Below are 20,759 nucleotides of genomic sequence, written 5' to 3' on the forward strand. Positions count from 1 at the left end.
CGCGGCGGTGGCAGCAGCGCTGGGCGGTCTTGAAGACGAAGCCTGCCAGGATGAGGCCTGCGTCGTCACCGAACCGTTCAGCCAGTGGGTGATCGAGGACCGCTTTGCCGGACCCCGCCCGCGCTGGGAAGCGGTCGGCGCGCAGCTGGTCACCGAGGTCGCCCCTTACGAGACGGCCAAGCTGCGCATGCTCAACGGTGCGCACTCGCTGCTGGCCTACTGCGGGCTGCGCGCGGGCCATGAATATGTCCACGAAGCCATTGCCGACCCTGCCTTGCGCAGCCTTGCCGAGCAACTCATGCGCAACGAAGCCGCGCCGACGATCACGACCGCGCCGGGGCAGGATCTTGCCGCCTATGCCGACGCGCTCATCGCCCGCTTCGCCAACCCCAGCCTCAACCACCGCCTGATCCAGATCGCCATGGACGGCTCGCAGAAGATCCCGCAGCGCTGGCTCGAGACGCTGGCGCACAACGAGGCTCACGACCGCACCTGCCCCGCCATCCGCGAAGGCCTGAGCGCCTGGATCCACCACCTGCAAGGCCACAACGGCCCCGTCGACGACCCCCTCGCCGACAAGCTCTCCCGCGCCGCCAAAACCGACACGCCAATGATCGCGCTGTTCGGGGAAGGCGGGCCGATGGCTGGCATCTGGACACTGAAGGTGTGACCCGACCGGTTCAGCGGTAGAATTCGTCCTCGATGCGGGCGAGGGTTTCGAAGCCGTCGCCGATGTGCTGGCGCATGGCGCGTTCGGCGCCATCGGCGTCGCCGGCGAGGATCAGCGCCAGCATGGCCTGATGATCAGCGTTGGCGGTTTTCAGCCGCTCCTCGTCGTAGAAGCTTTCGAACAGGAGGCGATGGATCGGGACGTTGAGGCGCTGGAGATGGTCGGCGATGACCTTGTTGCCAGAACCTTCGACGATCAGGCGGTGCCATTCGTTGTTTAGCCTGCCAAAGCGGTCCGGCGCGCGTTCGCGCACGCAGGCGTCGAGCTGGTCCTGCAGGGCCTTCAACCGATCAAGCGTTTCGGAATCGGCATTGACCGTGAAATCGTGCGCCGCCATGCCTTCGAGCGCCATGCGGGCGCGATAGATCTGGCGGACCTCATCCAGCGTGGAACTGCGCACCGAGGCGCCGCGAAATTCCTCGATCTCGACCAGACCTTCGCCTTCGAGGCGCTTGAGCGCTTCGCGCACCTTTGACCGGCTCGCCCCAGTCTGGCGGATGATGTCGACCTCGACCAGTCGCTGGCCCGGCACGAAGCGCCCGGTACGGATACGCTGGCGCACCCAGTCGGCGATTTCCTGGCCCGAAGGCGCGCGATCGACGGCAGCATCTTGTGACATGATCGACCGTATCGTCCGTTATGAACGAAATTGTCAACAATATCGTTGTCCATTTTTCGGTTGTAAGCGCTTGCGGGATAGGTGATCAGAACATCGCAAGAGCGGCGGATGAATCCGCTCGGGAGAGCACTGTGAAGGGATTCCGCGATCTTACAGCCGCCGCCGTGGCGGTGGCCGGTGTGGCAACCCCGGTTGCTGCGGGTGCGGAAAGCTATCCCGATGTCGTGCGTTCGTCGATCTACGTGCCGGTGCGTGATGGCACGAAGCTGGCTGTGAACATCTACCGGCCAGCCGATGGCAAGACTGCCGTGGCCGCGCGCTTGCCGGTGATCTTCTCGTTCACGCCCTATCGTGCCAGGTTCAAGGACAAGGATGGCAAGGTCGTTGAACTGGCGCTCGATGATCGCCTCGCCATGCGCTCGCTGATCCGCGCGGGTTATGTCGTCGCCACTGCGGACATCCGCGGCAAGGGCGCGTCCTTTGGGCATCGCCGGGGGTTTCAGGACCGCACCGAGGCCTATGACGGTTACGATCTGGTCGAGTGGCTGGCACGCCAGCCGTTCTCGTCGGGCAAGGTCGGGATGATCGGTTGTTCCTACCTTGGCGGATCGACGTTCCATACCGCCACGACCACGCCGCCATCGCTGAAGGCCGTGTTCGTCGGCGCTTCCGACCTCGACAAGTACGCCTTCGTGCGGCGCGGCGGCATTCCGGCGCAGTTCAACACGCGGCCCGACGAGCCTGCCGAAGTCGACCTTGCGAGCGTGCCGGTTGACGCGGACCGCGATGGAGCGATGCTGAAGGCCGCCGTGGCCGAGCATGCCGCCAACACGCCGATGGCCCCGCTGTGGTACGGCATGCCTTATCGCGACAGCATCTCGGCCTTCACCGACAACCAGTTCTGGAACGAGGTGGGCACGTTCAACTACCTCGACCGCATCCGCGCGGCGGGCATCGCCACCTATTTCTGGAGCAACTGGCAGGATGAGCCGACCGCGCAGGCCTTGCTCAGTGCCGCCAACATGCCGGGATCGAAGTTCCTTGCCGGGCCGGGCAGCCATTGCGTGCCGCCACCGGGGTTTGACTTTACCGGCGAGGTCACCCGCTATTTCGACCACGCCCTGAAGGGCATGGCCAATGGCATGGAGTCTGCGCCGCGCGCCACCTACTGGCTCGAAGGGCTGGACGGGAAGGGCGGCTATGTGCGCTCCAACCTGCTGCCGGGCGAAGGCGCGCAGCCGGTTTCCTGGTATCTTGGCGGTGGCAGGAGCGGCACGGCGCGATCGGTCAACGATGGCCTGCTGGGAAGCGCGCCGTCAGGGGCTGGCGCCGATCGGTTCACCGTGAACTACGATCTGCCGGACCCCGAATACTTCGCGTTCTGGGCGCAGCCGATGGACGCCAATGGCCTGTCCTACACCACGCATGCGCTGACCGCGCCTGTGAAGCTGGTGGGCTTCCCCGTGGCGCGGCTGTCGGTTTCGACCGACAAGACCGACGCCAACGTGTTCGTCTACCTCGACCAGATCGACAGCAGCGGCAAGGCCGAGGTGGTGGCCTTTGGCAGGCTGGCCCTCTCGCACCGCAAGGAAAGCAAGGCGCCCTACGATACGATGGGCCTGCCGTGGCATTCGGGCATGAAGGCAGATGTTGCGCCGGTGCGGCCCGGTCAAGTGGTGCGCGTGAACATCGACATGACGCCGGTGTCGCGCGTGGTACCGGCGGGTGCGCGGTTGCGGCTGACGGTGGCGGGGGCTGATCCGCGCCAGCGCAATCTCAAGGACATTCGCGTGACGCCCTCGCCGGTCATCACCGTGCATCGCGGCGGCGCCAATGCATCCCGGCTCGATCTGCCGGTAAACAACTGAATTCGTTTGAAATGCAAAGCCGCATCGACGGCTCAGGGAAGGAGTAGGGGAATATGAAGGGCAAGAGGAACGGGGCCTCGCGGGCCATGCTGAAGCTGGGCTGCTGTGCGCTGGCTATCACCATTTCCGGTGCGGCATTCGCGCAGGAAGCGGCGCAGGACACGCCGGAAGCGGCAGCGGCGAGCAATGCCGAAATCATCGTGACGGGCAGCCGCGTGCGCGGCGAGGCGCCGGTCGGCTCCACCGTCACGACGCTGGGCCGCAAGGAGATCGAGGCTTCGAGCCAGGTCACCGTCGACCGCATGATCAAGGAAATCCCGCAGGTTTTCGACCTCGGCGTTTCGGAAAACTCGCGCGGGCAATCGGGCGGCAGCGGCAACATCACTTATGGCAACTCGGTCAACCTGCGCGGCATCGGACCTTATGCCACGCTGGTGCTGGTCGACGGGCACCGCGTGACCAACAACAGCCGCTCGATCGATCCTTCGGTGATCCCGTCGCTCGGCATCGAGCGGGTGGAAGTCGTCGCCGATGGCGCTTCGGCGATCTACGGGTCGGACGCGGTTGCGGGCGTGGTCAACCTGATCCCGCGCCGCTCGCTCGATGGCGGTGAAGTGTTTGCCCGCGCCGGCATTTCCAGCCGCGGCGATTTCCATGAATACACCCTTGGCGCGGCGCTGGGCAAAGTGTTCGAACGCGGGCAGATCATGGTCGCCTACGAGCATGTCGAACGCTCCAACCTTTCGGGCGACGACCGCGATTTCTTCACCAGCGACCAGCGTCGTTTCGGCGGGGGCGACTATCGCATCGTGCGTTGTGCCCCCGGCAACATCAACGCCAACGGCACGACTTATGCCATCCCCACCAGTGGCGTTACGCAAGCAACCGCGGGAAGCCTGACGGCGGGTTCGCTGAACAAGTGCGACGAACTCGACAATCAGGATCTCATCCCGCGCCAGAAGTATGACTCGGTCAACAGCACGGGCCGCTACGAGCTGACCGACTGGCTCGACGTGTTCTATGATGGCTTCTATTCCAAGCGCTCGTTCTACCGCATCTCGGCCTATTCGAATGCGCGCCTGACGGTGCCGCAGACCAATGCCTTCTTCGTACGGCCCGACGGCTTCACCGGCTCGAGCTACACGCTCGACTACAACTTCCGGAATGACCTGCCGACCAACGATTCCTATGGCTATGCCCGCTCGTGGCAGATCACGCCGGGCCTGAAGGCGAAGTTGCCGGGCGGCTGGGAAGCCGAAGCGCTGTTCGGTTATGGCAAGACCAACGATTTCTCCGGCTCCTACTTCGGCGTGAACAATGTCGCGCTCAACGCTGCGCTCGCCAGCAGCAATCCGGCGACGGCGTTCGATCCCTATGGCCTCGGCCGCACCAGCCAGGCCGTGCTCGATGGCATCGCCAACCAGATCTTCCTCGCGCCGACCAATGGCCGCCTGCGTACCTACGAAGCGCGGCTGAACGGTGGGCTGTTCGCTCTGCCCGGCGGCGAGGTGAAGCTGGCGACGGGGTACGAGCGGCAGGACTTCAAGGTCGCGCTCGGCTCTGCACGCGGTGCGCCTACGAACCCGATCACCTTCCGCAACTTCGGCCGCAAGGTCGATTCATTCTACGGCGAACTGTTTATCCCGGTGTTCGGGCCCGACAACGCCATGCCCGGGTTCCAGCGCCTCGAGATCAATGCCGCGGTCCGTCATGACAAGTATAGCGACGTCGGCAGCACGACCAATCCCAAGTTCGGCGTGAACTGGGTGCCGGTGGACGGGATCAAGCTGCGCGGCAGCTATGGCACATCGTTCCGCGCGCCGACGATCCCCGAGATCTACGGCAATTCCAACAACCTCTTCGGCCAGTCCTACCAGAACCCGGCGGGCGGTGCGCCGTTGCAGGGCTACGCCCTGTCGGGCCCGAACCTTAATCTCAAGCCCGAGACGGCGACGTCATGGTCGGTCGGTGCGGATTTCGAACCGACCCGGAACCTGCGCTTCTCGGTCACCTATTGGGACGTGAACTACAAGAACCAGGTGCTGGCGAACCTCTCCAACCTCGCCATCCTTGGCACCGAGGCGCAGTATGCAGGAACGGGCATCATCCTGCGCGGCGCTGATGCCGCCACGCGCGTGCAGCAGCTGCTGGCGCAGGGCGTGACGCTGGCGGGCGGGTCGTTCCCCGGTGGCAGCCCGGCCAACGTGACCCTGTTCGTCGACGGGCGCAGCCAGAACCTTGGCGTCTCGATCACCCGTGGCATCGACTTCACCGCAACCTGGCGTGCCGAGCTGGGCAGCGAGGATGCGCTGACGTTCAACGCTTCGGGCACGTACCTGACCAAGTACCGCGTGGCGCTGACCCCGAAGGCGCCGCTGATCGACCGGTTGGACTTCATCTTCAACCCGCTGAAGTTCAAGGCGCGCGGCAGCGTCACCTGGGATCACGGGCCGTTCAGCGCACGTGTCCAGGCGATCCATGTCGGCGGCTACTTCAACAACCTGACGGTCGGCGGCCAGAACGTGAAGAGCTATACCCCGGTTGACCTTAACCTGACGTTCCGCATCGGTGACCAGCAGGCGAGCGGGTTCTTCGAGAAGGGCATGACGCTCGGCCTCGAAGTGCGCAACGTGTTCGACACCGATCCGCCCTACGTGAACCTTGCGCCAAGCGGCAACGGTAGCGGCGGCTATGACGCCACCGCCAGCGATCCCATCGGGCGGCTGTTTGCGGTAAGCCTGCGCAAGTCGTTCTGAGAACCGAAGGGTCGCAAGTGTCGAAGGCGGTTACCATAGTGCTGGCGGGGGACCTCGTGCTCGACGAGCCCGATGCCCCCTACTGGCTGGCGGGAATTGCCCCGGCACTGAGAAACGCCGACCTTGCGGTGGGCCACCTCGAGGTGCCGCACACCGCGCGGGGACAGGAGCTGCAAGGCGATGTCCCCGCGCCGGGTGCGCCGCCCGAGAATGTCGCCGCGATCGCTGCGGCGGGGTTTGATATGTTGAGCCTTGCCGGAAATCACATCACCGACTGCGGCGCGGAGGGGATTGCCGATACGCTGGCGCTCATGGCCGAAGCAGGGCTTGTCGGGACGGGCGCAGGGCTGTCGCTGGCCGAGGCGCGCAAGCCAGCGATGATTGAGCGTAGCGGCATGCGCATTGCCCTGCTCAGCTACAATTGCGTCGGGCCGGAAATGAGCTGGGCCGGCGAGGCGCATGCCGGGTGCGCCTATCTGCGGATCGAAACTGCCGATGGTGCGCTGATTGCGCCTGCCGCCGATCTGGTTCGCGTGACCGATCAGGCGCTCGAAGTGCTCCGCGAGGACATCGCGGCGGTGCGCGATAGCGCGGACATGGTCCTGGTCGCGCTGCACAAGGGGGTGGTCCACACCCCGGCGCGACTGGCGCCCTATGAGCGGGCCATCAGCCATGCGGCCATCGAGGCCGGGGCCGATGTCGTCATCGGCCATCACGCGCATATCGTGCGCGGGATCGAGTTTCATCGCGGGAAACCCATATTCCACGGACTCGGCAACGGCTGCGTCGTCACCAGCGCTCTCAGCCCGGCACAGGACCATCCCGCCCGGCGCGAATGGGCGCAGCGGCGCAAGGCCATGTTCGGGTTCGAACCGGACCCGGCCTATACGCTGGCCCCGTTCCATCCCGAGGCTGTCAACGCCATGCTGGGACGGCTGACGGTGCATGAGGATGGCCGGATCGAAGTCGGCATAACTTCGGTGGACGTGCTGGCGCCCGGAAGGCCGCTGCTGGCCGAAGGCGAGAGGAAGGCCGAGATCGCCCGCTACATCGAAGCCATCACCGTAAAGGCCGGACTGCCGCCGATCTCCATCGGCGCAGACGGCACGGTGACGACATGAGCGTGATGCGCAAAAGCATTACCTTGATCGGCGGCATCGCGCTGCTCGGCGCGACGGCGACGGATACCGTCGCGGTGATCGGGCGGCACGTGGGCCTGCCATTGCGGGGCTCGATCGAACTGGTCCAGCTCTTCGTGCTCGTTGCCGGATCGCTGGCCTTGCTCGTGGCGACCGCGGAGCAGGCGCACGCCAAAGTGCATCTGGTCGTCGACCGCATGGGCGATGCCGGAAAGGCGGCGATGGTGCGGCTTTCGGGGCTGCTCGGCGCAGTATTCTTCGCTGGCCTCCTTGCCGGGTCGCTCTGGCTCATGGCCGATCTGTGGAGCGGGCACGAGGAGAGCGAACTGCTTGGCATTTCGTGGCGCTGGATGCGCCTGTTCGCAAACCTTGCATTGGCTGCGACTATTGCAGTCCTGCTCGGCCAAGCCCTGCGGAGGCGCAAATGATGTTTGCCACTCCTGCCACTGGCGTGATCGGCGTGCTGATCCTGTTTGCGCTGCTGTTATCGGGCCTGCCCATCGGGGTGGCGCTGGGGCTGGTTGGCCTTGGCGGACTGTGCCTGGTGCTTGGCCTCGAGCCTGCACTGATCAAGGGCGGGGTGGTGCTGGTCGATACGCTGACCCGCTATGAACTCGGCACCTTGCCGCTGTTCATGTTCATGGCGCACCTGTTCTTCTCCTCGAACGCCAGCCGCGACCTGTTCGACGCTGCGGCCAAGATGGTCGGTCACCGGCGCGGCGGCTTGGCCTATGCCTCGGTCGGCGGATGTGCCGGCTTTGGCGCGATCAACGGGTCGAGCCTCGCCACGGCGGCGACGATTGGCCTCGTCGCCCTGCCGGAAATGCGCAAGCGCGGCTATTCCGATGCCCTGGCCACCGGTACCGTCGCAGCGGGTGGCACGTTGGGGCAGATGATCCCGCCTTCGGGCGCGCTGATCGTGTTCGGGATCATTGCCGAACAGTCCATCGGCAAGCTGTTCACCGCCGCGATCGTGCCAGGGCTGACGCAGGCGCTGCTCTATTGCGCGGTGATCTGGATCGCTGTGCGCCTGCGTCCTCAGATTGCTCCTGCCAGCGAGCGCGCCTCGTGGGCAGAGCGGTGGCAGGCCATCGGCAGGATCGCCGACATGATCTTGCTGATCGCTCTGGTCATCGGCGGTATTGCGCTCGGCTGGTTCAGCCCGTCCGAGGCTGCCTCGATCGGCGCGGCAGGTGCCCTGGCCATTGCCGCCTGGCGCAAGCGCCTGAACGGCGCGATGCTGATGCAGGCATTCGAGGAAACGCTGCGAACCAGCGGGCTGATCCTCATGGTCATCATCGGCGCGCTGGTCTTCTCGGTATTCGTCTCGGTCACCGGCCTGACCGACGCCATCGGCGCATGGGTGACAGGGCTCGGATTGGGCACGGTGCCGACGCTTGTTCTTGTCGCGGTGATCCTGCTGCTGCTGGGCTCGGTGCTCGATGGCCTTGCGCTGATGCTGCTGACGACGCCGATCCTGCTGCCGGTGGTGGAGGGCGTGGGCATGTCAGCCATCTGGTTCGGCATCTTCCTGTGCCGCGCGATGGAGATCGGCTTCGTCCATCCGCCCTTGGGCATGAACCTGTTCGTGATTCAGGGCGTGGCCAAGGATGTTTCCATCAACCGCATCTTCAAGGGTGTGCTCCCGTTTCTGGCGAGCGACCTGTTGCACCTGCTTATCCTGGTCCTGTTCCCCGCGCTGGCGCTGGGGCTGCCCGAACTGCTTGGAAATTGACCATGTTTGCTTACGCCGGACCGAACCTGCCGCATGACCTGTTTGAGGCGACCGGCCGCAATGCCGGGCCGCTGACATGGAATGTCGATCGCGCCATGCCCGCCGCGGACCGCTGGCTGGAAAGCAAGTTCGCGCCGTGGACCCGGTCGGTGCTGCAGGACTGGGCCGACGGCGCGCTCGACCATCTCGACGCGGTGGTGTTCTCGCGCGCCGACGACAGTGCGCAGCGTCTGTACTACTACCTGTGCGAGTTGCGCCGGGCCGGGGCGATCAGGGGCCCCGAACCGCTGGTACTCGACATCGCCAAGAGCCCGAGGCCGAGCAGCATTGCCCGCGACGAGGTGGCTCTGCGCAAGCTGGCGGAGCGCCTTGGCGTGGGCGCGGCAGCGCTTGGCCCGGCCATCGCTGCAGGAAATGCGCAGCGGGCAGGCACCGTGGCGAGCGCCACCGGAGCGAAAGTCTGCCTGATCGCCGGAAGCCCTCTGCCCGACGAGCGGATGCACCGTATGGTCGAACAATCCGGATGGTCCGCCGTCGGCCGCACGCTTGCCGAGGAGTGGGGCGATCTGGGCCCAATGGTTGACGAGGGTGCCGAGCCTTTTGCCGCGCTCGCGCGCCAGCTCCACGCCCGTCGTCTCGATACACGGGGCTTTTTCGACCGCTCCGGAGCCCTGACCGAAGCCGCTGCGGCATCGTTGGCGAAGGCCGCGATCCTGTGGCTGATCGAGGAGGACGACACCACCGTCTGGCACCTGCCGGCGATGCGTGCTGCGCTCGAGGCGCATGGGCTCCCGGTCATGGTCGCCACCCGGCGCGACTGGTGCTGCCATGACGGGATCGATGCCGAAATCTCTGCCTTCCTTGCAGGAGTGGCCGCATGAAGCCGCTTGCCGGACATCGCGTTGCCGTGCTCGGCGGCATGGCGGATCGCGCGCTCGCACGCTTCCTCGCATCGCTCGGCGCGGAACTGGGCGGACCGGTCGAAGGCGCGTCGTTCGTGATCGACGACCTTGGACTGGAAGGGCTTGAAGGCGTCAGCATTCCGGAAAGCGCCGTCCACGTGTCGGTCACGCCGTTCGGTTCTGGTGGGCCGCGCTCGGCCTGGAAGGGCGGCGAACTGGTCGCCTCGGCAATGGGCGGGGCCTTGCGCGTGACGGGCGAACCGGGCCTGCCCCCGGTCAAGGAAGCGGGTGATGCCTGTACTTTCCATGCCGATATGGTTGCCGCATCGGGCGCGCTGGCGGCGCATTATGCACGCGGAAGCCACGGCAAGGGCCAGCACGTCGACGTTTCGATCCAGCAGGTCGCCTTCAGCCGGAATTTCAACGGCGTGCTGGTGTGGCAGTTCGACCAGCGCAAGCTGGTGCGCGTCGGCGGCGCGCTGGCTTATGGCAAGGCCACCGTGCGCGCGATCTGGCGGCTGGCCGACGGGTGGTGTTTCCATTCGCTGATGACCGGACGATTGGGTGCGCCGGCCAATCAGGCGCTGTCCGACTGGATTGACGAGGTCGGCATGCCCAACCCGCTGGCCGGGACCGACTGGCTTTCATACAACCGATCCACCCTGCCGGCAGAAACGCGCGCCGTCTGGGAAGCGGCAATCGCCGCCTTCTTCCATTCGCGCACCAAGCACGAGATCGCGATCGAGGGCTTGCGGCGCGGTATCAACGCCTGCGTGGCCAACGAACCGGCGGACGTGCTGGCGGACCCGCACCTCGCAGCTCGCGGGTTCTTCGATACCGCAGATGGCCTGCCCGAACGCTTCGCCGCATTCCGTGAAGGCACGGGCCAGGTCGCCGCGCCAGCCATCCATACTGGCACCCGTCCCGGGCCGCTTTCGGGCGTCAAGGTGCTCGATTTTGCGTGGGCGCTGGTTGGGTCGATCACCACCAAGACGCTGGGCGACCTCGGCGCCGAGATTGTGAAGATCGAGACACGCACGCGCCCCGATCTGGCGCGACTGGATGTTCAGGTCTCAGCTTCGAAGCCCGGAAACTGGGACGACAAGCCGTGGTTCTCGCACCTCAACACCTCGAAGCGCAGCCTGTCGCTCAACATGAAGAAGCCGGAGGCACGCGAGCTGATCGATCCGCTGATCGATTGGGCAGATGTGGTGGTGGAGAATTTCTCGCCCGGCACGATGGCGAAGCTGGGCCTCGATTACGACAGCCTTGCCGCGCGCAATCCCGGCATCGTCATGGTCTCGGGCAGCGTGTTCGGCCAGACCGGGCCGATGGCGCAGGAGTGGGGTGTCGATGGCACCGGCGGCGCGCTTTCCGGCCGGACCTACCTGACGGGCTGGCCGGATCGCGATCCGGTGATCCCCGGCGCGGTGCCCTTCGGTGATGTGATCGTGCCCTATGTCATGGCGGCGGGCGTGGCGGGTGCGCTGCAGTATCGGCGCGAGACCGGGCGCGGCTGCCATATCGACGCTTCGATGTACGAGATCTGCGTGCAGCAGATGCGCGATTATCTTGCACAGGCAAAGCGCGGCGAGCGGCCGCAGCGCATGGGCAATGCCGATGCGCGGGTATTCTGGCAGGACGTGCTGCCGGCGGCCGGCGAGGACCGCTGGGTGGCGGTCTCCTGCCCCACCGAGGCTGACCATGCCAGGCTGCTGGCGATCACGGGCGCCGATCCCGCCGTTTGGACCGCATCGCGCGAGGACCACGCCATCGCCGCCGAGCTGCAGGCCCAGGGCATTGCCTGCGGCGTGGTGCAGGATTGCGAGGACATGATCGAGCGAGATACCCAGCTCATCGGGCGCGGCGCTCTGGTCACGCTCGATCACCCGCTGCTCGGGCCGTTCGGCCACATTGCTACGCCACTGCGGTTTTCGCGCGATCAGTTCCAACCCTTCCGCGCGCCCGGCATGGGCGAGCATGTCCATGAAATCGCACGCGATCTGTGCGGCCTGTCAGAGGCCCGGATCGCCGAACTCGAACAGGCAGGAGTCTTCCAGTGAGCGCCGCTACCCCCACCAGGCCCTCGGGTCAGCGCAGCCGCAAGGACCTTGCCTGCACCGTTGCCGCGAGCGCGTACCAGAAGCAGTTCGGTGCAGACCTCAGGCGCCGCGTGGTGGACGATGGCGAGCCCTTCGCCATCGTCCAGGCCGATACGCCGCACGAGATATTCCATGTCATGGACATACCGATCATCACCAACCAATGGTGGTCGGCCTATATCTCGGCCAAGCAGCTTTCGAACCATTACTTCGAGGTGATGGCGCAGGCCGGTTACCCCAAGAACAGCTGCAAGTACTGCTCGCTGGGCCTTGCGTGCACGCTGGCCAACGATCCCAGAACCGCACCGTGGGGCGGATTGCCCAAGCCGACAGTGCTCGTCGCGCGGATGACCTGCGATTGCATCCAGCACGTGTTCGGGCAGTGGGCCGATGCGTTGGGCAGCGAGTTCTTCCCGATGGAAGCGCCGGCGTGGGAACACAAGGACCCGCGCTGGTTCGCTCATTCAAGGGACCAGTGGGAACAGGTCTACGATGCCGATCGCATCGCGCTGGCCGTGTCGGAAATGCGCGACCTGATCGCGCTGCTGGAGAACCGCACCGGCCGCAAGTTCGATGAGGCGAAGCTCCATTACCTGATGGAGCGGATCAACGAACAGGAAGGCTATATCTGGGAGGCGGCGCAGGCCATCGGCAAGGCGCGGCCGTGCCCGGTGTCGATTGCCGAACAGATGCCCAACACGATGATCCCGCAGTGGCATCGCGGCTCGGACTGGGCGGTGGGCCATGCCAGGCGCTTTCGCGACGAGGTGATGGAGCGCATCGCCGCGGGTGAGGGCACAGCCGCCAACGAGAAGATCCGCCTGATGTGGATCGGTGCGGGCGTGTGGCACGATCCAGGGTTCTATCAGGCGCTGGAAGAGCGCATGGGCGCGGTGTTCGTCTGGTCGATGTACATGCCTTTTGCCGGGCCGCAGTACATCCGCGAAGTGCAGGGCCGCCCGATGGAAGCGCTGGCCAGCCGCATCTGCTCGATGAACGAGGTCCTGCACCTGCCGCCGTGGATGAACGGCTGGATGACCAGCGAGGCAGAGCGCTGCGGCATTGATGCCTGCGTCGTGCTGCTGCCGCCGGAGAACCGCCTCTCGCAATCGGGCACCAAGATCACGGCCGAGGCGCTTGAGAAGGCAGGCGTGCCAGTCCTGATGATCGACGCCGACATGGTCGATGCCGCCAACTGGGACCATGACAGGATGGTCGGCATGGTGGCGGAGTTCCTGCAGAAACGAGGGCTGGCGTGAGGCTTTTCGCCGCCCTGCTGATCCTGCTGCTGGCGGCTTGCGCGCGCCCGGTCGAACCGGGTGTGACCGAACTGACCTATGCTTCGCCCTACAGCCCCAACCACCCGTTCTCCAAGGCCGATCAGGAATGGATGGCCTTTGTCGAAAAGCGCTCGAACGGGCGCATCCGCATCAAGCCGGTGTGGTCGGGCGCGCTGCTTTCGTCGGACATGTCGATGGAGGAACTGCGGCACGGCGTGGCCGATATCGGCCTGATCACGCCGATCTACGTTCGCGGCGGCACGCACCTGATCCGCATCCAGTCGGGCTTCTATCAGGGGGCCGACAGCGTGGAATCGCAGGTCGCGCTCTATGGCTGCATCGCCAGGGCCAACCCGCAGGTCGGTCAGGAACTGGCAGGGCTGAAGGTGCTGGCGGTGCAGGGCGGTACGCTGCCCGGCCTTGTCACGGCGAACCGGCAGGTGCGCAGCTTGGCAGACGTGAAGGGGCTGCGCATCCGTGCGCCGACCGAACTCCTCAGCGTGCTGGATTCGCTCGGCGCCGACCCGGTGAACATGCCGATGGGCGAGGTTTATTCGGCCATGGCCAAGGGCGTGATCGATGGCGTGATCGCGCCGGAAGACACCTTCAAGTCGCTGCATTTCGCCGAAATCTCCAAGCACTTCTACCAGATCGCCGTGCCCCGTGGCGCCTATCCTGCCCGCGCGATGAGCGAGAAACGCTGGAGCGCATTGTCCGAGGCCGATCGCCAGATCCTGACCGAAGGCATTGCCGTGTGGGAAGCGGCGCTGGCTCGCCAGGTTCGCGCGGCGGTAGAGAAGGGCAAGGCCGAAGCCGTGGCTGCCAAGGTCACCTTCAACCCCGCCAGCGCGGCAGACCAGCAGCGTTTCGATGCGATCTACCTGCGCGATTCAGAAGCCAACGCACGCGGCCTCGCCGCCTACGGCATCGATGGCGAGGCCGCATTCCGTTCGGCCCGGGCAGCGGTGAAGGGTCGGGACCGGATTTCCTGCGGGAGTGACTCATGAAGCAGATCACACCCCTCTTGCTGGGCCTCGCGCTCAGCATCTGCCCGCTTGCAGCCGAGGCGCAGAGTGCCCGCACGATCGGTGAGCCTGCCGGTTCGGGCGGAATGCCTGCCATCGCGCAAGGGCGCACCGACGCGCCGGGTTATACCATCTACCGCCCCGCGAAATGGCCAAGGCAGCGATTGCCGCTCGTGCTATGGGGCAATGGCGGGTGCCGCGACAATGGCCTCTCGGCCAGCCACTTCCTGCGCGAGATCGCCAGCCACGGCTATCTTGTCATCGCCAATGGCGCGCCGCGCGAGGAGCGGCCAGTGCTTGACGCGCTCCCTCCGGCCAACGGCCCGCGCCCGACCGGCGCTCCGCCGGCCCGCGCCACGCCGGACGAAACGCAGGTAAGCCAGTTGCTCGGCGCAATCGACTGGGTGAAGGACAGTGACCTTGCTACCCATGCCGATCTTTCGCGCATTGCTGTCATGGGGCATTCCTGCGGCGGCCTGCAGGCGCTCGCTGCCGCTGCCGATCCGCGCATCGACGCGGTCGTCGCCTTCAACAGCGGCGTCTATGTGCGCGCCGGGTCGGGCCTGAGCGGTGTGGGAATTACCAAGGACGACCTCGCCAAGCTGCACACGCCCGTCGCTTACATCCTTGGCGGGCCAGAGGATATCGCCTGGCCCAACGGGTCTGACGATGTTGCCCGCATTGCCCATGTGCCGGTGTTCTTCGCCAACTCGCCCATCGGCCACGGCGGCACCTTCGGCCTTGCCAACGGTGGCGATTATGGCCGCATCGGTGCGGCGTGGCTCGACTGGCAATTGAAGCGCAAGCCCACGGCGGCTGCGATGTTTACCGGCCCCGACTGCGGGCTGTGCAAGGACAAGCAGTGGACCGTGGTCCGCAAGCAATTCCCGGAGAAGCCATGAATTCGCCTTCTGCCACCGGCCCGCTCTCCGGCATCCGGATTGCCGACTTCAGCCATGTCATGGCTGGGCCTTACGCTTCGCATTTGCTGCGGATGATGGGGGCCGAGGTCATCAAGATCGAGCCTAAGGGCGGCGACGGCTTCCGTAACTATGGCGCGGACCGGCGCTATGACGGAATGTCGCCCGCCTTCATCGCTGCCAATGCGGGCAAGAAGTCCATCGCGCTCGATCTCAAGGATGAGGCGGACCTTGCCATCGCCAGGGGCGTGATCGCGCGGTCCGATGTGCTGCTCGAAAACTTCCGCCCCGGTGTGATGGCTCGGCTCGGCCTTGGTTACGAGGCGGCGTGCGATCTGCGTCCCGACCTCATCTACTGCTCGGTTTCCGGCTATGGCCAGGACGGCCCCCACCGCGATTGGCCTGCCATCGACAACATCGTGCAGGCCACCAGTGGCATGATGATGCTGAGCGGCGACGAGGGCGACCCGCCGGTGCGCGTGGGCTTCCCCATCGTCGATACGCTGACTGGCCAGACGGCGGCGATGGCGATCCTCGGCGCGCTGATGCAGCGCGAGCGCGGCGGCGGCGGCAGCAAGCTCGATGTGTCGATGTTCGATGCCAGCCTGGCTTTCATGACCTCGGCGCTGACTCCGTTCCTCGTGACCGGCAAGCCGATGAGCCGCATGGGCAACACCGGCTACAGCGGTTTGCCCACGGCGTCGCTGTTCACGACGCGCGATGGCCGGCAGATCTCGCTCGGCGTCGTGCAGCCCCCGCAGTTCGCCGCGCTCGCGCGCGAACTTGGGCACGAGGAATGGCTGAGCGACGAGGCTTTCGCCACACCCGATGCCCGCCGCGCAAACTTTGATGCGATGCACGCCGCGCTTTCTGCGGTTTTCGCAACGGGCGATGCCGCCGACTGGGAGCAACGGCTAAGCAACGCGGGCATCCCCTGCGGCATGGTCCGCCGCGTGGACGAGGCTGGCGCGCTGGCGGGCGAGGGCGCTCTGGTTGACCTCGAGATCCCCGGCCTGCCGCAGGAGAGCGTGCAGATACCGGGACCCGGCTATCGGGTGGCCGGGCAAGCTGGCCCCGTGCTCGCCGCGCCACCCCGGCTCGATGCAGACCGTGCGGAAATCCTCGCCTGGCTGGCGCAGGAAGCTGTAGCGTGAAGCCGCGCCTGCTGCTGGCCCCGCTCGCCTTGCTCGGCGCACCGCTGGTTGCGCAGGATGCACCGCCCGCGCCGCGCGTGATCGAAGGTACGCTCGCCAGCGGGGCGAAATGGAAGGCGCTCATCCCGGCGCAGTTCAATGGCAGCCTGTTGCTGTGGAGCCATGGCTATTCGCCGCGGATCGATCCTGCGGAACCTGCACCTGCGCAGTACCGCGACTTGCTCCTCGCCAAGGGCTACGCGCTCGTGGCGTCGGACTACGGCGCGGGCGGATGGTCGCTCGAACAGGCTGTCCCGGCGCAGCGCGCCACAGTCGAAGCCTTCGCCGCGCTTGAAGGACGGCCGGCGCGGGTGCTGGCCTGGGGTTCTTCGATGGGCGGCCTGATCTCCACCGCGCTGGCCGAGCAGGACAGGCCGGTGATCGACGGCGCGCTGGCGATGTGTCCTTCGATCGGCGGCGCGGTTGGCATGATGAACATGGGGCTCGACGGCGCTTTTGCCACGGCCACCCTGATTGCGCCCAACTCCGGGCTGTCGCTGGTCAACGTCGCGGACGACATGGCCAATGGCCGCAAAGCCATGGCGGCAATCGATGCCGCCCGCCAGACCCGCGAGGGCAGGGCGCGCATCGCGCTGGCCGGCGTGCTCGGCGGCATTCCCGGCTGGACCCGGCCAGACCGTCCCGAGCCCGCTGCCGACGATCTTGAAGCACAGGTGGACGAGATCGCCGCAACGCTGGTCATGGGCACCTTGATGCCGCGCAACGATCAGGAGCGCCGTGCTGGCGGGGCGTTCTCGTGGAACATCGGCGTGGACTACGCGCGCCAGCTCGACCGTTCGGGGCGCAGGCCGTTCGTGGAGGCGCTGTACCGCAAGGCCGGGCTGAGCCTGACGCGCGATCTTGCCATGCTGGCCAAGGCACCCCGCATCACTGCCAAGCCTTCCGCCGTGCGCTACATGCTGGAAAACTACACGCCCACTGCCCGTCCGCGCGTGCCGCTGGTATCGCTGCAGGCCGTGGGGGACGGGCTGACCTCACCTTCGCTGCAGCGCGCTTATGCGGATGCTGCGCCGCCTGCAATGATGCAGCCGCTGTGGCACAAGAGTGCCGGTCACTGCCGCTTGCCGGCCGAACAGGTCCTTGCGGCGATTGCGCATCTCGAACAGCGCCTCGCTTCGGGCAAGTGGCCTCAGCGTCCGGCGCAGTTCATCGATCACACCCCGCCGCCGATGCTGCGTCCGTGCCTGCGACAGCAGGGGCCTTCCGGCCCGCGCTGCCGTTAGGCCATGTGCGCCCGTGTCAGTCGATCCCTTTCTTTTCGATCGTCCAGCCGGGCACCACGCACAGGCGGCAATTGCTGCCAGTAAAGCTGCGCGCCGCCGACTTGTCGCCGCGCAGCTGCCATTCCAGCCAATCGACCGAGAGCGCCGCCACCGCGCCGCCGTTTGCGGTTCGGAAGGTGCCGCCGTGGCCGACAGGCAGTTGCACCAGGGCGGCCGGGACTTTGGAGATACGCTTGAAATCGTCAGTGCCGTTGGGAAAGGCGATGTCGTCGGGCCCGCCAAGGACGTAGAGCACCGGCGTGTGCAGCTTGTCGAGCATCGCCTTGTTCACGGTGATGCCACGGATCGGGTTGGTGCCGTCGGTAAATACGCCGCTGTTGTGGACCAGCACGGCGCGGATGCGCGGGTCGGGCGCGACTTCGAGCGCCTGCAGCCCGCCGCAACTATGCCCGGCCACCGCCAGCGCCCGTGTGTCGATCTTGCCGTAAAGCGCGCTTCCGGCCTTGGCGTTCTCGGCCAGCGCCCAGTCGAGGCCGGCCTTCACATCGGCGCTGGTCGTGGCGACCGGTGGCAACTGGCCGGACTTGTCCGGCGCCCGCGGCTCGCGCTTCTTCGTCGCGCCCGGGCCGCTCATAACCTCACCGGGTGCGATCACGACATAGCCGTGGCTGGCAACCTCGATCAGGTGCTGCCGCGCGCTGGCGCCATCGGCACTGCACCCGCCATTGCCCCAGACGAGAACGCCGAGCGCCTCGGCGTCATCAAGCTTTGCCGGGCGATAAATGACGTGCGCCGGCAACGTGGCGTCCTGCGTCATGATCGCGGGGTAGGGGCCCGTGCCCGGCCCGATGGGCATCGTGTCGTAGGCGCTGGGCTGCTCCTGCGCGGCGAGAGGGGCCGCGATCATGGTCAGGGCAAGAGCGGCCGCGATCTGGTGTTTCAAGCAATCCTCCTTCGTAGGCGACGGATATTTGTCCAACAAATTGTCCGATGCAAGCGCTTGCGTAAATCGTTCGTCGCATTTAAGCAATGTGGCATAACAATGAAGGGAGAGGCGTGATTCATACCGTACTGGCCACTGGCGATCTCGCGATGGACCGCGATGATTACGACGCCTGCTTTGCCGGGACGGCCGATATTCTGCGCAGCGCCGATCTCGTGTTCGGCCAGCTCGAAACCAGCTTTGCCGAAAAGGGCGTCCGCTTGCCACAGGCACGCCATGCCGTCCTCGCCCGCCCGGAAGGCGCTGCTGCGCTGGGCCGCGCCGGTTTCGATGTGATCTCGATGGCCGGAAATCACGTGATGGACTGGGGCCAGGAAGCCTTCTTCGAAACGCGCAGGCACCTTGAAAGCGCGGGCATGAGCGTTGTCGGGGCCGGGGCCAACATTGCCGAGGCTCGCCGCCCGGTGATCCGCACGCTGGGCGATGGTACGCGCGTTGCCTTCCTTGCCTATTCCAGCATCCTGCCCCATTCCTATTGGGCTGACGAACGCCGTCCCGGCTGCGTCCCGATGCGCGCCTTCACCGTCTACGAGCAGATCGAGCACGACCAGCCCGGCACCCCGGCGCGGGTCCACACCTATCCCCACCGCGAAGATCTGGCCGCGATGGAGGCCGACATCCGCGCCGCGAAGGCCGAGGCCGACGTGGTTCTCGTCTCGCACCACTGGGGCATCCACTTCGTCCGCGCGGTCATTGCCGATTACCAGCGCGATGTCGCCCGCGCCGCGATTGCCGCCGGGGCTGATGCGATCTTCGGCGGCCATGCGCATATCCTCAAGGGCTGCGAGCTGATCGACGGCAAGCCCGTCTTCTACTCGCTGTGCAACTTCGCCACCGACCTTGCGATGGACGAGGCCCACGCCAACTCCAAGAGTTTCAACGAGATCCGTGTTCTTGCCGAAGAGTGGGAGCCGGATTTCGAAAGTCTCTACAATTTTCCCAAGGCCGCACGTCTGTCGATGATTGCCCGGCTCGAGATCGCCGGCGGCAAGATGCTTCGCGCAGGCCTTCTGCCGCTTGTCATCGGCCGCGATGCCGTGCCGCGCCTGGCCGAACCGGGTAGCGAGGACCATGCCGCCGTGATCGAATACCTCGCTGCCGTTACGGAAGAAGCAGGCCTCAACGCCCGCTATCGTCAGGCCGAAGGCATGGTCGTGCTGGAGCAGGCAGCATGAAGCCGCGCGCCTCTGCCTTTCCGCTCGAAGGCTACGTCCTGCTTTATCTGCTGGCGTACCTGCCCAATGTGATCGTGACCAAGCTGGTCACCTCGCAGCCGCACGCCGGACTTGGCCGTCCGCTGACCGGCCTCGAAACCCTGCCCGCGTCGCTGATCATCAACATGGTGCTGACCTGGGGCTTCATCTGGCTCTCGGGCTGGCACCGCGATGCCAACAAGATCACGTTGGGGCCGGTTCGCCTGCCGTTCCCGACCTTCTACACGTTCCTTTCCGGCCTCGGCACCTCGCTGGTGCTGTTTACCGTGCCGCTCAGCTTCACCATCCCCAACGTCAGCATCCCGTTCATCCAGCTGGTGATGCGCGGCGACATCCTGATCATCGCGCCGCTGGTCGACGTGATGTTCGGCCGCCGGGTGCGCTGGTGGAGCTGGACAGCGCTGGCGATGGTCCTTTTCGCGCTGGTCATCACCTTGTCCGACCGGGGCGGCCTCAAGCTGCCACCGATCGCGATCCTCACCGTGGTGCTCTACACGCTGGGCTATTTCCTGCGCCTGTTCGTGATGACCAAGATTTCCAAGAGCGGCGATCCAGCCTCGGTAAGGCGCTATTTCGTCGAGGAGAAGATGATCGCGCTGCCGATGTCGGTGGTGATCCTCGGTGTCATCTCGGCAAGCGGCATCGGTGGGCAATCGGGCGAGCTTGCCTGGGGCTTCATCGGCGTGTGGAGCGATCCGGTGCTGCTCGATCTGTTCTGGATCGGCGCGACGCTCACTGTCATTTCCGTGCTGGCCATCATCATCCTGCTGGACCCGCGCGAGAACGCCTACTGTGTGCCGCTGGAGCGCGCCGCCAGCCTTGTTGCCGGGATTGGCGGCTCGGTCCTGCTCGCGTGGTTCTGGGGCCTGAAGATGCCGCGCGATGCCGAACTGATCGGCGCGGGCGTGCTGGTCGGCGCCATTGTCCTGCTCTCGCTCGCCCCGCGCCTTTCCGCGAGCAGGCAGGCGCGAGCCGAAACTGCCTGAATTGAACGATTGGTCCGGCGGACTGCGCCGGCGGTGAAGATAC

The 20,759-nt window shown here is 66.0% G+C and carries 16 protein-coding genes and 1 pseudogene; 15 read left to right on the forward strand and 2 right to left on the reverse strand.

Translation table 11 applies throughout. The annotated features are described in order from the left end of the window. Positions 1-670: pseudogene (locus HGI46_RS11020) on the forward strand (mannitol dehydrogenase family protein); the annotation flags it as partial. Between the two features lie 10 nt (positions 671-680). On the opposite strand, the gene HGI46_RS11025 reads toward HGI46_RS11020, so the two are convergent. Continuing rightward, a complete protein-coding gene (locus HGI46_RS11025; protein WP_118075219.1) occupies positions 681-1,349 on the reverse strand; it encodes a GntR family transcriptional regulator in 669 nt (222 codons plus the stop codon). Between the two features lie 131 nt (positions 1,350-1,480). Between HGI46_RS11025 and HGI46_RS11030 the strand changes: the two genes are divergently transcribed. The 12 genes from HGI46_RS11030 to HGI46_RS11085 are packed head-to-tail and all read left to right on the forward strand — an operon-like array spanning position 1,481 to position 17,513. Further along, a complete protein-coding gene (locus HGI46_RS11030) occupies positions 1,481-3,217 on the forward strand; it encodes a CocE/NonD family hydrolase (RefSeq protein ID WP_346766712.1) in 1,737 nt (578 codons plus the stop codon). 53 nt (positions 3,218-3,270) lie between these two features. After that, positions 3,271-5,973 carry a TonB-dependent receptor gene (locus HGI46_RS11035; RefSeq protein ID WP_168904215.1) on the forward strand — a complete coding sequence of 901 codons (2,703 nt, stop codon included), beginning with the start codon at positions 3,271-3,273 and terminating at the stop codon, positions 5,971-5,973. Positions 5,974-5,990: 17 nt separating this feature from the next. Further along, entirely contained in the window at positions 5,991-7,094 is a 1,104-nt protein-coding gene (locus HGI46_RS11040) for a CapA family protein (RefSeq protein ID WP_168904216.1), read from the forward strand. Further along, positions 7,091-7,540, forward strand: coding sequence for a TRAP transporter small permease subunit (locus HGI46_RS11045; RefSeq protein WP_206065683.1), 450 nt, complete (start codon positions 7,091-7,093; stop codon positions 7,538-7,540). The genes HGI46_RS11040 and HGI46_RS11045 overlap by 4 nt, the downstream gene beginning before the upstream one ends. Continuing rightward, entirely contained in the window at positions 7,537-8,847 is a 1,311-nt protein-coding gene (locus HGI46_RS11050) for a TRAP transporter large permease (RefSeq protein WP_240946709.1), read from the forward strand. Before HGI46_RS11045 ends, HGI46_RS11050 begins: the two co-directional genes overlap by 4 nt. A gap of 2 nt (positions 8,848-8,849) precedes the next feature. Then, positions 8,850-9,728 carry a hypothetical protein gene (locus tag HGI46_RS11055; RefSeq protein WP_240946733.1) on the forward strand — a complete coding sequence of 293 codons (879 nt, stop codon included), beginning with the start codon at positions 8,850-8,852 and terminating at the stop codon, positions 9,726-9,728. Continuing rightward, entirely contained in the window at positions 9,725-11,812 is a 2,088-nt protein-coding gene (locus HGI46_RS11060) for a CoA transferase (RefSeq protein WP_168904219.1), read from the forward strand. The genes HGI46_RS11055 and HGI46_RS11060 overlap by 4 nt, the downstream gene beginning before the upstream one ends. After that, positions 11,809-13,110, forward strand: coding sequence for a 2-hydroxyacyl-CoA dehydratase family protein (locus tag HGI46_RS11065; RefSeq protein WP_168904220.1), 1,302 nt, complete (start codon positions 11,809-11,811; stop codon positions 13,108-13,110). The genes HGI46_RS11060 and HGI46_RS11065 overlap by 4 nt, the downstream gene beginning before the upstream one ends. Continuing rightward, positions 13,107-14,138, forward strand: a complete 1,032-nt coding sequence (gene dctP, locus HGI46_RS11070) for a TRAP transporter substrate-binding protein DctP (RefSeq protein ID WP_168904221.1) — start codon at positions 13,107-13,109, stop codon at positions 14,136-14,138. Before HGI46_RS11065 ends, dctP begins: the two co-directional genes overlap by 4 nt. Next, entirely contained in the window at positions 14,135-15,058 is a 924-nt protein-coding gene (locus tag HGI46_RS11075) for an alpha/beta hydrolase fold domain-containing protein (protein ID WP_168904222.1), read from the forward strand. The genes dctP and HGI46_RS11075 overlap by 4 nt, the downstream gene beginning before the upstream one ends. Then, positions 15,055-16,230 (forward strand): CoA transferase, encoded by a 1,176-nt coding sequence (locus tag HGI46_RS11080; protein ID WP_168904223.1) that lies wholly within the window; start codon positions 15,055-15,057, stop codon positions 16,228-16,230. Before HGI46_RS11075 ends, HGI46_RS11080 begins: the two co-directional genes overlap by 4 nt. Then, positions 16,227-17,513: an alpha/beta hydrolase gene (locus HGI46_RS11085; RefSeq protein ID WP_168904224.1), complete on the forward strand. Its 1,287-nt coding sequence runs from the start codon at positions 16,227-16,229 to the stop codon at positions 17,511-17,513. The genes HGI46_RS11080 and HGI46_RS11085 overlap by 4 nt, the downstream gene beginning before the upstream one ends. Before the next feature lie 16 nt (positions 17,514-17,529). Here the strand turns inward: HGI46_RS11085 and HGI46_RS11090 are convergent, their stop codons facing one another. Further along, positions 17,530-18,456 carry a hypothetical protein gene (locus HGI46_RS11090; protein ID WP_240946710.1) on the reverse strand — a complete coding sequence of 309 codons (927 nt, stop codon included), beginning with the start codon at positions 18,454-18,456 and terminating at the stop codon, positions 17,530-17,532. A 113-nt stretch (positions 18,457-18,569) separates the two neighbouring features. Here HGI46_RS11090 and HGI46_RS11095 point away from each other — a divergent pair, with 113 nt between their 5' ends. Then, the gene (locus HGI46_RS11095; protein WP_168904225.1) at positions 18,570-19,691 is read left to right on the forward strand and encodes a CapA family protein; all 1,122 of its coding nucleotides are present in this window, start codon (positions 18,570-18,572) and stop codon (positions 19,689-19,691) included. Next, complete coding sequence (locus HGI46_RS11100) at positions 19,688-20,716, forward strand: hypothetical protein (RefSeq protein ID WP_168904226.1); 1,029 nt, start codon at positions 19,688-19,690, stop codon at positions 20,714-20,716. Before HGI46_RS11095 ends, HGI46_RS11100 begins: the two co-directional genes overlap by 4 nt. The last annotated feature ends 43 nt before the right edge of the window (positions 20,717-20,759 follow it).

This window comes from Novosphingobium sp. ERW19 (assembly GCF_012641315.1).
In the GTDB taxonomy this organism is placed as follows: Bacteria; Pseudomonadota; Alphaproteobacteria; order Sphingomonadales; family Sphingomonadaceae; genus Novosphingobium.